Source organism: Paenibacillus sp. NAIST15-1 (assembly GCF_001894745.1).
Classification (GTDB): domain Bacteria; phylum Bacillota; class Bacilli; order Paenibacillales; family Paenibacillaceae; genus Paenibacillus_B; species Paenibacillus_B suaedae.
The window spans coordinates 41,538-56,258 of record NZ_BBYF01000002.1; the positions used below are offsets into that span (position 1 = coordinate 41,538).

The 14,721-nt window shown below is 47.7% G+C and carries 8 protein-coding genes; 3 read left to right on the forward strand and 5 right to left on the reverse strand.

Annotation, left to right across the window (positions count from 1 at the left end):
- Positions 1 to 48 precede the first annotated feature (48 nt).
- From PBN151_RS03875 to PBN151_RS03895, 5 genes are all read right to left on the reverse strand, one after another.
- On the reverse strand, positions 49 to 2,097 hold the full coding sequence (locus tag PBN151_RS03875) for a methyl-accepting chemotaxis protein (protein ID WP_083544892.1): 2,049 nt from the start codon (positions 2,095 to 2,097) through the stop codon (positions 49 to 51).
- A gap of 260 nt (positions 2,098 to 2,357) precedes the next feature.
- The gene (locus PBN151_RS03880) at positions 2,358 to 4,418 is read right to left on the reverse strand and encodes a methyl-accepting chemotaxis protein (protein WP_083544895.1); all 2,061 of its coding nucleotides are present in this window, start codon (positions 4,416 to 4,418) and stop codon (positions 2,358 to 2,360) included.
- Positions 4,419 to 4,669: 251 nt separating this feature from the next.
- On the reverse strand, positions 4,670 to 5,830 hold the full coding sequence (locus PBN151_RS03885) for a hypothetical protein (protein ID WP_227774378.1): 1,161 nt from the start codon (positions 5,828 to 5,830) through the stop codon (positions 4,670 to 4,672).
- A gap of 46 nt (positions 5,831 to 5,876) precedes the next feature.
- Entirely contained in the window at positions 5,877 to 6,593 is a 717-nt protein-coding gene (locus tag PBN151_RS03890) for a YiiX/YebB-like N1pC/P60 family cysteine hydrolase (RefSeq protein ID WP_072727796.1), read from the reverse strand.
- A 135-nt stretch (positions 6,594 to 6,728) separates the two neighbouring features.
- Complete coding sequence (locus PBN151_RS03895) at positions 6,729 to 8,003, reverse strand: esterase/lipase family protein (protein WP_139295271.1); 1,275 nt, start codon at positions 8,001 to 8,003, stop codon at positions 6,729 to 6,731.
- Between the two features lie 293 nt (positions 8,004 to 8,296).
- Between PBN151_RS03895 and PBN151_RS03900 the strand changes: the two genes are divergently transcribed.
- The 3 genes from PBN151_RS03900 (at position 8,297) to PBN151_RS03910 (ending at position 14,626) form a co-directional block, all read left to right on the forward strand.
- Complete coding sequence (locus PBN151_RS03900) at positions 8,297 to 10,822, forward strand: GH39 family glycosyl hydrolase (RefSeq protein WP_227774381.1); 2,526 nt, start codon at positions 8,297 to 8,299, stop codon at positions 10,820 to 10,822.
- Positions 10,823 to 11,075: 253 nt separating this feature from the next.
- Entirely contained in the window at positions 11,076 to 12,317 is a 1,242-nt protein-coding gene (locus tag PBN151_RS03905) for a PTS sugar transporter subunit IIC (protein ID WP_072727797.1), read from the forward strand.
- A 23-nt stretch (positions 12,318 to 12,340) separates the two neighbouring features.
- Positions 12,341 to 14,626: a beta-glucosidase family protein gene (locus tag PBN151_RS03910; protein ID WP_072727798.1), complete on the forward strand. Its 2,286-nt coding sequence runs from the start codon at positions 12,341 to 12,343 to the stop codon at positions 14,624 to 14,626.
- Positions 14,627 to 14,721 lie beyond the last annotated feature (95 nt).

The following is a 14,721-nucleotide window of genomic DNA, read 5'->3' on the forward strand; positions in this document are numbered from 1 at the left end:
TTTACACAAATAGACCGTTCCCAGCAAGGAAACGGTCTATTTTTCTTTCTATTCGGTTTTGAATTTCGAGGAAGCCTCTCTTAACTGCTTAGTCAATGAGTCGATCTCTTCAATCATCGAGGACAATTGCTGCACCATAGCCGATTGTACTTGAATCGTAGAGGTTACCTGCTCAACGGAAGCAGACACTTCTTCGCCAGAAGCGGACAAGTTCTGAGCCAGCTCCATAACGTCCTCTTTGCCTCGCTTCATGTTGTCCATTTCGTAGGCCATGCCCTTGATTTGTTCTGTAATGTCAACAACGTTGTTCAAAATGGCTTCAAACGCCAGCTTTGTATCATCTACGTATTGATTTTGCTTGGCAGACACATGTTGAAGGCTTCTTACTGATCCATTTGCCTCCTGCGCCAAGCTTAGGTTGTCTGTGATGATTTCCTCGATCTCGCTTGATTGCTTTGCACATAGCTCCGCCAATTGTCTTACTTCGGAAGCAACAACGGCGAATCCTTTGCCGTGCTCCCCAGCCCGTGCTGCTTCTATCGATGCGTTAAGGGCGAGCAAGTTCGTTTGCTTTGCAATCTTGCCGATGGTTTCCGTAATGGAGGCAATGCGCAAGGAGCTTTCCTCCAGCTTGGTCGTGATGGCTGCGATTGAAGCAACTTCCTGTTCACTGTCACCATGAGTATGAATAAGCTGATTCACGACTTCATTTCCGCTATGGAAGACTTCAATAATGGAATCCGTCCGATCCTTCACAGCGGATGACAATTGATTGACAACTGCAATTTTATCCCCAAGATCACCGAACTTATTTACGATTTGCTCGGTATCAAGCGCTTGGGACTCTATCGCTTTGGCGATTTCCATGGTCGTAATCGATGTTTCCTGAATGGATATCGTCGTCTGCTTGGAGGCGGTATCCAATTCATTTGTGCTTGTGTTCAAGTGCTCGATGGAGTGATTCATTTGGGAAATCAAGCTCTTATTTTGTTCGACCATGACGGTGAAGCTGTCCGCCAAGTCTTTGAATTCACTCTTGTAGTTGCCTGTTGCGGCAACGGTAAGGTCGCCGGACGCCAATGTCTTGAACAAGTCGGTTAGTCTTGCGATTGGCCGCGTAATCGTACGTGAGATGAGGATACCCACCGTCAAGGATATCAATAGGGCAACAAGTGTAATGATCGATATTTTGGCGAATAGATCATTAAGAGGTTTCTTAATATTCTTATAGCTGTCTTGCACCACAATTGTCCAATCTGCTTTCGGAATTTTGGAATAACGGATAAAGTATTCCGGATCCTCAATACCACCTCGGGAAATTTGCCCCTTAACCGGAGTCTGAACGACTGAATTAAACTTATCGGATTCTACCATCTGCCCAATTGCGGAGTTATTGCTTGAGTGGAAGATGGTTCGGCCTTCGCGATCCAAGATTATGGTGCTTCCTTGCCCATTTTCGTCCGCATGCTTCAGTTGGTCTACAAAAAACGAGGTGTTCACGGTCATAATAAACACACCTTCAACATTCGAGCCATCTCCCAGGATAGGCTGAGCGAACACAACCACCTGACTGCCGGTACTTTTGGATACAATCGACTCGCTGATGAACGATTGTCCTTTCATTGCCGCTTGGAAATAGGCTCGATCCGTGCGGCTGCTTCCAATGTTGTCTCGGTTCGAACTCGCAATGATGATGCCGTTCTTATCGATGAGACTGCCCGAGCTCGTTTTGAGACTATCAGCCATCAGCTTATTTGCCTTCGTGAAAAGCGGATTGCGTTCAGAGAAAAAATCGTCATCCTTTAAGGAATGCTCCGCCCGAAGCTGCAGCAAGGAAAGGTATGTCTGATTAATAGACGCCAAATAAATGGACTGCTCCTCCAGCTGCACGGACGACCATAACCCTTCACCGATGCGGTTGGCATTCAAAATCATGTTGTTCTTGCTTTCCTTCAAAAGCATGTCGGACCCGTACCAGTACAAAATAGAACTCGTTCCAATCAACATGCATACCGCCAAGGTGCTGATTAACAACGGAAGTTTTACTTGCAGTGACATATTCCCGATGCGAATGCCCCACTTCTTATGTGTTACCATTTTCGTCTCACCCCTGATGTACAAAATATGTTCCTATGACTCCTATGTAAATCCGATTTTCCATCTCTGTATATGCCTCCTTCCAACTATTTGGAAAAATATGATCAGAAGTCTGTTAATCTATTCAACGGAAATATTTACGTGTTTTTATATAGGTAAATTACGGTAAATGGGCACGGTGAACACTTGAGTCATGAAGAAATAAAGAAAGGGGCGTCCCAAGCCATTTCAAATGACTTTTGGGAGCCCCATTTTGCATGCTATTCGGTTTTGAATTTCGAAGAAGCTTCCTTCAACTGCTTGGTAAGGCTGTCAATTTCCTCAATCATCGAGGACAATTGCTGCACCATAGCTGATTGTACTTGAATGGTCGAAGTAACCTCCTCAACGGAAGCCGATACTTCTTCGCCAGAGGCGGATAAGTTCTGTGCGAGCTCCATAACGTCATCTTTGTTCTGTTTCATAATATCGATCTCATGGGCCATGTCTTTAATCTGTTTGGTGATATCCATAACATTATTCAGGATCACTTCGAATGCCTGTTTTGTCTGGTCGACATATTGATCTTGCTGAGTGGATACGTTTTGGAGACTGCGTACGGAATCGTTCGCCTCCTTGGTCAAGCTTAGATTATTCGTAATGATTTCCTCAATGTCGCTAGACTGCTGCGCACACAGTTCTGCGAGCTGTCTGACTTCGGAAGCAACGACACCGAATCCTCGTCCATGCTCGCCGGCACGAGCGGCTTCAATCGATGCGTTTAGTGCTAGTAGGTTCGTTTGCTTGGCGATTTTGCCGATCGCTTCCGTAATCGAAGCAATGCTGATCGAGCTTGCCTCTAGCTTGGTGGTTATGGTCGCAATGGAGCTGACCTCTTTCTCGCTGTCGTCATGAGCCCGGATGAGCTGGTTGATAACTTCATTTCCGGTATGGAAGACGTCAATAATAGAGTCCGTACGCTCCTTAACTGCCGACGACAATTGGTTAACGACTGCGATTTTGTCACCGAGATCACTGAATTGATTAACAATATGTTCCGTATCGAATGATTGAGATTCCATCGCTTTCGCGATTTCCATCGTGGTGATCGAAGTTTCCTGAATGGATATATTCGTTTGTTTGGAAGCAGCGTCCAATTCGTCTGTATTTGTATTCAACTGTGCAATGGAGCGGTTCATGTGGCCAATCAAGTTTTTGTTTTGTTCTACCATGACCGTGAAGCTGTCTGCCAGGTCTTTAAATTCACTCTTATAGCTTCCTGTAGCAGCGACGGTGAGATCGCCGGAAGCCAGCTTCTTGAACGATTCTGTTAATCTGCCTATTGGTCGGGTTATGGAAAGCGAGATTAGTAAGCCAGCAGCTACGGACAGCAGCAGAGCGCCAAGCGTTATAATTGATATGTTCATAAATAAATGATCGAGTGGGCGCTTAATGTTCGCATAACTGTCGAACGAGAATACAGTCCAGTCTGCTCCTGGTATCTTCGAATACAGAACATATTGATCGGCATCGTCAAGATTACCGCGAACAATATCCTTGTTTCCGGAAGCTTGGAAAATCGCTTTTAGCTTATTGGACTGGATCTGTTTTCCAGTCGCAGTCTTATCTTGTGAATGGAAGAGCGTATGGCCTAAGCGATCCGTAATAATAATAGTGCCTACTTTATCGCCGGCCATTTGCTTCAACTGCTCCACGAAGAACGAGGTGTTGACTGTCGAAATAAAGACACCGGCTACCTTCGAGTCGGGCGCTGATATCGGTTGAGCGAATACGACGATTTGGCTTCCGGTGCTCTTCGAAGTTAAAGCGTCACTTATGGTCGGCGTTCCCTTCATGGCAGCCTGGAAATAGGCGCGATCTGCGCGGCTTTGCCCGATGGCTTCCGGAGTGGAGCTTGCAATGACGATGCCGTTCTTATCAATGAGCTGATAGGATTCCGTGCCCGTACTGCCTTGGAAACTTTGGGTCAGCAGCCTATTTGCTTCGTTGAACAAGGAATTGTCCTTCGAAAAAAAATGAGCATCATCCATAGACGACGCTGCTCGAAGATCCAGCAATGAGCGGTATGTACCATGTATAGAGGCCAAATATACGGACTGTTCTTCCAGCTTTACGGAAGACCATAATCCTTCGCCGATGCGGTTGGCGTTCATAGTCAAACTATTTTTGCTTTCCTTCAAGAGAATGTCAGAACTGAACCAGTACAGTATTGTACTCGTTCCAATCAACATAGCTACTACCATCGTGCTGATTAACAGTGGGAGCTTTACCCGCAGCGACATATTGACGATGCGTGAAATCCACTTCTTCTGTGTTACCATGCTAGTCCACCCCTGCTGTTCTATTTTGCGATGCTATGGTCTGCTTCTACGCGGTTGAACGTCTAATCACCTCCTTTCTGAATAGGTTGGAAAAATATGATGTAATGCTCATTCAATCTATTAAACATTTAATTTTAAGTAAATTTCTATAGGTAAATTACGGTAAATGGGGTGAGTGAGGGAGGGGATCTCGTTCAAGTGAAAAAGGCTGCCTCGTCTTGGATGAAGATGAAGGCAGCCCGCGAGGGCATTTACAGATTGGTGAGCATTTGAAAATCATATAAGTAGACGCCGGAGGAGAGTTTCGAAGCCAGGTTAGGGATAGGGAGTTTTTTCAGCAATTTGCCATCCGACAATTGGTATTGTTCAATCTTATGTACTTGGTCGGACTCATCATAGCGGAACAGGTAATATAAAGTGTCATATACGTAGCCCATCGCATCGTTTACATTGGATGACCGCTGGAACTTGGCAAGGGTGTTGGACTTCACAGAAGCCTTCGTATCCAGTGAGAACGAGAAGATTGTACCGTAGCCGTCTACATAATAGAGCATCTTATCCACGATGCCGATACTATTGGCGCTAAGCGAGAAATATGCATTGTCTGGCTCTTCTCCGTATGTATGAAGCGAATAGGTTGTTGCCGTATGTGTGGACTTATTAATTTCCATAAGCTGAAGATGGATACGATTGTGCTCATCTCGGGTTGAGAAGATCACGTACATATTGTTTTGTGTGGAAACCATCTTCGATTGCACGATAAGAGAGCCTGTATAGATGTCCAATAGAGGATATTTCGTTTGTTGAAGCTTGCTCCCCTCTAGCTCCATCACAACAAGGTTTAGGCCTTGCAGAGAGGCATGATCAGAGGTCAATACATAAATATGATTCTCATCGCTGCCCTGCGCCTCAACAAACTCTGGAATATCCGCGCAATTATGGTGCTGCGCATCTCCCCAGCGGATGGTAGATATATAGTTGTCATGGATGTCAATCCCTTTGTTGAACAAAGCGTAATACAACTTGCTCGAGGTTAAGTAGCCCGACATCTGCCTATACCCTGCACTTACTCTACAACGTGAAGAATATGTATCCTCAGTTCCGTTGCCTTGCTGCACATGAACCTTCTCTCTTGCTTGGATGACAATGCGATTCGAGTCCTGAAGCTGGACAGGAGCATTCCATTCCAAACCATCTCCGTTCCGAGTCTGAATGCTCCCGTCCTTGCCGATAGACAAGAAGTAAGAGTTCCCGCCGCCGATGATTTCCTGAGATAAGGAAGTAGAGTAGTAGACAAGGGCGACGGGAGGGTTATTCAGCTTGGTATTATTGTCTTGTGGAGATGATTGAGAACAAGAGATGAGAAGAGAGGAAATGACTAGGAAGACAGTATAGATAAGGATGCGTAACATAGCATGATACGAGGTCTTCAAGCTTCTCATCTCCGTTCCGAACAAATTAGTAGCTTCTTACTGTTGTGAACATGGATGAGTCGCGAATATCGACAGGATATACACCGAGTCCGCCATCTCTATCAATATCGATGTTGGCTTTCTCTTTGAAGGCGCACCATACTAACTTGGAGCAGTTCTTGTCGCCGGAGCATGAGGTAAGACGGTTCGTAGCAAAATTGTAGGAGTACTTTTCACCGATGCGGCCATTTGCCCAGTCAGCAGCTTGGGACCGCGCAGTTGCGCCTGCATATTCGTTCTTGAGGGTGAGAATCTTGGAGCCGCTATCTACTCGCTTATCAATAAGCTTTACTTTGCGGACTCCTGTGCTAGGGACAGACTCGACGATATAATCTGGTGTGTAGTAGATGCCTACATGGCCATGAGGGATGCCGATCGTCGAAGCGGTCTCGAAGAACACATCGCCTTTGCTGGAAGAGGCAAGCTGATAAGCTCCTTGACCTTTGTCCCCTGAGGCGATGCTCATTTGCGGAGACAGCCTTTTGGAGCTGAGCTCCTTGTACAACTGTTGGATGATGACGTTGCGTGGCTGATTTGTAACACGGGAAGCGTAATCAATTTCGGACAAGAGCTGTTCCTTCGTCACATCAGGGTATACCCCTAACACGCGATCCAGCTGTGCTTCTTCGTCTTGACCCAACGCGCCAACGGTAGTAGGAACGAATAACGTCAACAGAAGCATAACAAGCAAAATCTTTTTCATTCAAATCCTCCCATCTATCAATTGGTATACTTTCACTTCTATCATACAATCAACTTGGGAAAATATTCAATAAATTTACTAATTATTAATTTTATTGTATTGTGTTGAAATTTGAGTTTCTGTCTGATTTCCCTTTTAAGGAACTGCATTGAGCCATTGTTCGATGACATTAACGGATTGCGGAGCCCAGGCCAGCTTTAAGTGATTGAGCTTCAAGGTAACATTTCCTGCGACAGTTCCAATTCCATCTGTTGCGGAAGCACTATTCACGAATACCACTCCATCGCTAGGCCCTGTATGCTCATTGTGCACGTTCGGAATGTTGTTTTCATTGCCAGACAGCAGGTAAGTGGCAATTGTACCTGGTATGCCGGAGCCTATAAGTTTGTTGACGAGCGAGCCCTGCTGGATTGCAGCATCAATCCCATCTCCCTTCGTGAAGAATCCCGTACCTCCATAATAGGTTGTATACCAATCTTGCTCCGTCGTCGGAAGCGGGTACGTAGTATCCCATTTCGCCAACATTTGCTTTTGCCCGGGAAAATAGTTGCCTTGAGATGTGCTGTATATGGACAGCTCGGGATGATTGCGCCAGGTGCCATAACAGATCATTTGTGTGTGGGGAGAAGGGGCATTGACATTGCCGCCGCATTCCGGAATGATTCCATAATTGAAGGTCCATCCGTGCCTGAATATAAAGTCCGTTCCTTTATTCGGATTACCAATGAGAATAAGCTTTCGAATATCATTGGCATACGGAGTTCCGCCGCCTTTCGCCACAGAGGAAGCATACATCCGCGAGGCGAAGGCCCCTTTGCTCCAAGCGACAACATCAACTTTGCTGGCACCCGTTATTTGCTTAATAATGTGGATGGCATTCTGAATGTGTTCGGCGGCATAGTAATTGTCTCCATGCTTGTGGCCGAATCCGATTGCAAATACTTTATATCCTTGGCTGACAAGCTGCTGCATCAGGCCTGTGCTCGGGCATGAGGAAGCTCCACATGTATTCGGCCCGAACTCATTTGGGTTAGCCCAAGCCCGGTCGGCATTGTCGTTAGCACCATGGACAAGCAGAACGGGTGTGGATTTTGCATTGGCGTCATATTGAGGTGCATAGTACAGCAAGAAGCGGCTTGAATGGGGCTGGCCAACGCCTCCGAAGAAGGTGAGCCGCTGTCCATTCTGATCTCCCCGGCCATCTGGGGGATATTGTTCCGATGTGAACATGGGATTACTGTCCTTCCAGCGTTCTACCTTAGCCCAGCCATTGGCGACATTTGGAAATGATTGCTCCATGGTCAGCGTTGATCCGCCAGCCTGGGCTTGCGAGAAGGGAATGAGCAGCGTGCACATGAGAAGAACGATGAGGGCCACCTCGATCTTCTTGCCATGCTTAAAACGGGACATAGCATCCTCCCTTTCCTGGACTGCTTCGAGGCAGTCATTCATGAGTTATTGGGAGTTCTCGAAGGAACTCCTAATCTTCATTATAAAGAAAGCGGTTACAATTAAGTTGCTGAATTGCCTGCTTTCAACCAAAAGATCGCTTTGACGAGGATTTTTATATTCAATTATTCAGGCAAACGGAGACTCATGTATAAGTTTCCTGAACTGGAATTAGTTTTTTGTTCGGAGGAAGAAGAAGTCTCCTTGAATTTCCTGGGCGCTCAATCACATAATAAAGTATGGAAAGGGGGAGCTTGATTATCCGTTACTTATACGAGTTTATACAGCACCAAGACGATTTGCCTATCAAGTTATTCGTAAACAGCGTGAAGCATATCCATTTCCATTGGCATAAAGAGATTGAAATTATCTATGTTCTTCAAGGCACGGTGGTCATGTATACGGATCAGCGCCAATATACCCTTCGTCAGGACGATATTATTGTCATCAATAGCATGTCTGTGCACAAGATTGAGCGCATGAACGAGGATAACGTGCTGCTGACGCTGCAATTCGGCCCGGAGTGGCTCGATACGAGCACGTTTATTCATTGCAATTCCAGTACACAGACGGAGGAGAATCGCAAGAGCTATGATGTCATCCGCCATTATTTGGCGAAGATGGTCTATGAGATCAATAAGAAGGCAAGCGGCTTTCGCAGCTATACCCTGGGGTGTCTACAGATGCTGTGCGGCCATCTGCTGCGCTATTTCGCATCTGGAACCAACGAGGCGGCCCTGGAAGATGCGAAGTCGTATGACTACAAGCGGCTGAATCGGGTGCTCGAGTACATTGATCAGCATTTTAACCAGAAAATTACGCTTCAGACGATGGCAGATCAGGAGCATTTAAGCCTGCATTATTTTTCCCATTTCTTCAGTGACAAGATCGGTATACCCTTTCAAAAGTATTTGACGCTTGTCCGTCTCGAGAAAGCACAGGTAGAGCTGGCTAATACGGCGAAGAGCATCACGGAAATTGCGCTCGACTGCGGCTTTGCCAATGTAAAGCTGTTCAATAAATATTTCAAGGAAAAATACAACAGTACGCCGAGCGCATATCGGGAAGCTTTCGCCCTGTCCGATTTGCCGGATCCAGATCGAAAGCCGCTCACCTATGATGAGTCATCCAGCGGAGACTATTATGAAACCGATACGATTCAGGCAATGTCTTCACTATATCGCTACCTTCATCTCCATACGGACGATGGAACAGAGTTCAGACCCGTTTCCCAGTTACCGGGTACTTTATCAGCCGCCGGTTCAACGTCAGTAAACGTAATGGTTCGCGCGAATGAGCAAGGTACGCCTTTCGATAAGCACTGGAATGTCGTCACGACGGCAGGGCGGGCGATCGAGGGATTAAGAGAGGACTGGCGATGCCAGTTCAGCGGGATGCAGCGCCGATTCCCTTTTCAATATATTCGCTTCCACGGCATTTTTAATGATGAAATGATGGTATACAGCGAGGAGGCTGACGGTACGCCGATCTACAATTGGTCCTACGTGGACAAGCTGTATGATTATTTGCTTCAGCAGGGCGTAAGGCCGTTTGTCGAGCTTGGGTTTATGCCGAGCCTGTTGAGAAGGTCGAATGAAACCGTTTTTTGGTGGAAAGGCAGCATTTCCCCGCCTAAGGAGCAGGCCAAGTGGGATGCTCTGATTCAGGCATTCGTACGCCACTGTATGAACCGCTATGGCTGGGACGAGGTGATCCGCTGGTACTTTGAGGTCTGGAACGAGCCTGACTTGTCCGGCGTGTGTTGGGCAGGGACGAAGGAGGAATACTTTGCATTCTATGAATCGACGGTGCAGGCGATTAAGTCCATCTCACCGGAGCTTAAGGTAGGCGGACCTGCTCTTGGCTACGGTTCGTTATGGAACGATACTTGGGCGGAGGAGTTTTTGGCGCATTGCAGCGATCGTCAGGTGCCGCTCGACTTTTTCTCCTTCCATGTGTATTCGGAGTACCCCTTCCAGAAGGAGGAGAATGATCGCCTGACCACGATCATGCCGCCGTCCTTTTATATGGAGAGCATTGAACGATTGAAAGCCAAGCTCTCAGTTACGCCTTATCGCGATGTGGAACTGTTCATGACCGAGTGGAACTTCTCGCTGTATGACCGCAATCTGGTGCATGATACGGCCTTTATGGCCCCGTTCGTCATTTATCATGCGCTCACAACGCTTGGCACTATGAAGGGATTGGCCTTCTGGTCTTTTACAGACGTATTCGAGGAAAGCATCGTTCCGACATCCCACTTCTACGGGGGATTCGGGCTTATGAATCGGGATGGGCTAAGAAAGCCAAGCTACTATGCTTTTGAGCTGCTGCACAGGCTTGGGGATCAGATTATCGCTCGCGGGGACGGTTATTTCGCGACAAGGCGCAGCGATGGCAGTGTACAGCTGCTTCTGTATCATTACGTGCATGTCGATCAGTTATTCGCGAGCGGAGATTGGTCGGAGCTGTCCGATACGAATCGATATGCCGTATTTGAGGAGAAGGGGGATAAAAGATTCCATATCCGCCTCGAAGGGCTTGTTGGGAGCTATAAAATGACAAGCTACCTGCTGGATCGCGAACACGGATCTGTGTTCGATGAATGGGTTCGACTTGGCACCCCTCAATTTCTCACCGAGGAGGAGCTTCATTATTTGGACGCCAGAAGCGGGCCGGTGATGAATACCCAGATGATTAATGCTGTACAAGGCTGGCAGCAAGAAGTGACCCTTTCGCCTCATGGCGTGATGCTGCTTACGTTTGCAAGGCAATACTAGTTGGCCTCAGTTACAGCAGGAGGCTTCAGTTTCTTATTTGCCGGTCCATGAAACACAAAGCGCACCCCTTCTCGGAGGGGTGTTTTTTGTTGTGTAAACGGTTTCCATTCTGCAAATGCTAATCTGGTTGGGCCTAGGAGAACTAGAAACGTCCCTAATTGCAGCAAAGAAGAACAAGAAAGCGCTCTCAATCAATTCTATACTTAAGACATGACATAACCAATCATTAATATGCTGCGAAGGGGGAATATACATGGATCGTCTCATGAAGTGGATGAACGAAAAATTTGCGCCGCGTTTGGAGGCGTTTACAAACAACGTATGGGTATCTTCCATTCAGGAAGCCATTATGGTTACCCTACCTATGATTTTTATTGGATCGTTTGTTACCTTGATCTCGATTCTGAAAGACTTTATTCCGGGAATGCCGGACTTAACGCCTATAACCACATTCAGCTTCGGCTTGCTGGGGATCTTTATCGCTTTCCTCACGCCCTACACGGTGATGCAGAAGAAAGGGCGCGACAAAATCAAGCTCATTGCCGGAGCGACAGGCATCTCCTTATTCCTGATGCTGCTGAAGCCCGTCACGAATGAAGACGGAACAATTCAGTTCATTATGGAACGTTTCGGCCCTTCTGGAATGATTACCGCGCTGCTTGTCGGAGTTGCGGTGGCTGTAGTACTCAATGTGTTCAACAATTTCTCATTTTTCAAAGAGGATTCGACTTTGCCGGAGTTCATCATGGAATGGTTCGACTTCCTCGTTCCGATTGCGATTATTCTTACGCTAGGTTGGGTGCTCGTCTATCAGCTAAACTTCGATATCTTTAATTTGATTGTAAGCGTATTCGAGCCAGTTAACGCGTTAGGCCAAACGCTATGGGGCTTCCTGCTCTTTAACATGATTGGCGTCGCGCTGTACTCCTTCGGGGTCAGTCCGTGGGTGATCATCCCAATCTTCTATGCAATCTGGATTCCAGCGATTGAGCAGAATGCAGCCCTGGTGGCGCAAGGACTTGAACCAGTCAACATTAATACGTTTGAGACATTCTTCTCCGGTTGGCTCGGAGTAGGCGGACTTGGTGCGACCCTGCCGCTTATCATCTTGTTCCTGTTTGCGAAGTCGCAGAAGCTGAAATCGATTGGCAGGGCGACGCTCGTTCCATCTTTATTTAACATCAACGAGCCTGTGATATACGGAGCACCGATAGCATTTAATCCGATTTTGATGATTCCGATGTGGATCAACGGTATCATTACGCCGATTATCGTATACTTGGCGCTAGACCTTGGGTTCGCTCAGATTCCAAGCAAGGTGTTCCAGCTGTGGTATACGCCGATTGGATTGTCCACATACCTCATGTCCGGTTTTAATGGGCTTATCCTGCTGGCAGTCGTGCTGGCCATCATCTTTGCCGTATGGTATCCGTTCTATAAGATTTATGACGCGCAAGAGCTGAAGAAGGAGCAGGAAGAGGCGAAACAGCAATAAAACGTAGAAAGTGGGGATATATTATGAATCAAAAGATAAACGATTGGATGAAGGAATTAACGCTAGAGGAGAAGGCTTCGCTATGTGCAGGACTGAATATGTGGATGACGAAGGGGATCGACCGCCTGAATATCCCGCCGCTCCACATGTATGACGGTACGAATGGCATCCGTAAGACGAATAGCGATGAAGAGATGGGGATTGCTACGACAGGAAATATTCCAGCAACGTGTTATCCAACCGGCTCTGCAATCGGTTCTTCTTGGAATACGGAGTTATTGCACGAGGTTGGTGTAGCGCTTGGCGTTGAAGGGAAGGAAATGGGCGTCGAGCTTCTGCTTGGGCCTGGCATTAATATGAAGCGCACGCCGTTAGGCGGCCGCAACTTCGAATATTATTCCGAAGACCCTTGTCTGTCCGGTGAGCTCGGCGCAGCCTTCGTGAATGGGCTTCAAAGTCAAGGCGTTGGGGCTTCCGTCAAGCACTTTGCTTGCAACAATCAGGAGTTTGAGAAGATGGTGACCAGCTCGGAGGTTGATGAGCGTACCTTGCGTGAGATTTACCTGAGTGCGTTCGAGCGGATTATTAAGAAGGCCGATCCGTGGACAATTATGTGCTCCTACAACCTGCTTAACGGCTCCTATACGAGCGAGAATGAGCATCTGCTAGATGACATTTTGCGCAAAGAATGGGGCTATGAAGGTGTCGTGCTGTCGGACTGGACGGCAGTCAACGATCGTATTCGCGGTCTCAAGGCAGGACTTGATGTTGAAATGCCTGGACCTGCTCATTACAATACGACTGCGATTGTAGAGGCGGTTCAGAATGGCACCTTGCCGGAAGAGCAGCTCGATAAGAGCGTACGGCGCATTCTTACACTGGTAGAACAGGTAACGGCCAATGAAGAGGAGTCGAATACAGCTGCAATTGATTATCATGAGCTGGCGAGAAAAGCAGCGGCTGAGAGCATCGTACTGCTCAAAAATGACAATGGCATTCTGCCGATCGACACTGCGAAGACTAAATCGATTGCCGTGATCGGTACATTCGCGAAGAAACCGAGAATTCAAGGCGCCGGAAGTGCCGAAGTGACGCCAACGCGTGTCGACATCCCATGGGAAGAGGTGCAGAAGATTGCTGGCGAGTCTGTACAATTTAGCTATGCGGAAGGCTATCCGAAGGATGAACGTATCGATGAGGCCATGATCGAAGAGAGCGCAGCGCTTGCAGCGAAGTCTGATCTCGCGATTCTGTTCGTCGGACAACCCGAATATGCGGAGTCCGAAATGCATGACCTTGAGAGCATCGATCTTCCCGAGCATCAGGTGAAGCTAATTCAGGCGGTAGCGGCTGCACAGCCGCGATGCATTGTCGTAACGAGCAGCGGTACTGCAATGGCGATGCGCCCTTGGGTGCAGCATGTACCGGGTGTGCTCCACTCCTGGCTGACTGGGCAAGGCTCAGGCCGTGCGATTGCGGAGATTCTGTTCGGCTTGACGAATCCATCCGGCAAGCTGTCCGAGACATTCCCTGTGAAGCTGTCCGACAATCCATCCCATATGCGAATCCGCGGCGAGAACGGCAAGCTGTATTACCGTGAGGGACTATTTGTTGGGTACCGCTACTATGACCGCAAGGAGCTTGCACCGCAATTCCCGTTCGGCCATGGATTGTCCTATACGACCTTTGCTTACTCAGACATGAAGGTTATGCAGCATGATCGCCGCGTAACCGTGTCTCTGCAAGTAGAAAACACGGGAGCCGTAGCAGGGAAAGAGGTTGTCCAACTGTATATTCACGACGAGGAGTGCAAGTGGACGCGTCCAGAGAAGGAGCTCAAGGCCTTTGCCAAGATCGAGCTTCAGCCGCATGAGAAGAAGGAAGTCGTGTTCGAGCTGGAAGAGCGGGACTTCGCTTACTACAATACAAAATACAATCGTTGGGTCGCCGAAACGGGCTATTTCAAGCTTGTTGCAGGCAGCTCTTCCCGGGATATTCGCCTGACGGAGCGCGTATTCTGTGACTTTGGCAAGGAAGAGGTGTCTTTCCACAAGTTCAGCCTGTTAAATGACTGGATCGCTGATCCGCTTGCCAAATCGGTATTGGAAAAGTGCTTCAATGAGATGAATAAGCATGTTATCGACCAGGTGGTTTTGAATGAAGGGTTTGTCGGGTTCTGGGGAGACTTCCCTGCGATTAAGGTTCTGCAAATGTTCGGCCAGAATTGGCTCGTTCACCGCTCCCCGGATCAAGTAATGGAAGAGCTGATTGCCGAAGTGGATCGCGAGCGCCGTCAAGCGGTTCAATAAAGGCAAAATACACTGCGGTTATTCAGTTAACTTCATAGATAGGAAAGAGGAATCCCCCCCATGCTTGCCATCGGGGGATTCCTCTTTGTTTGCGG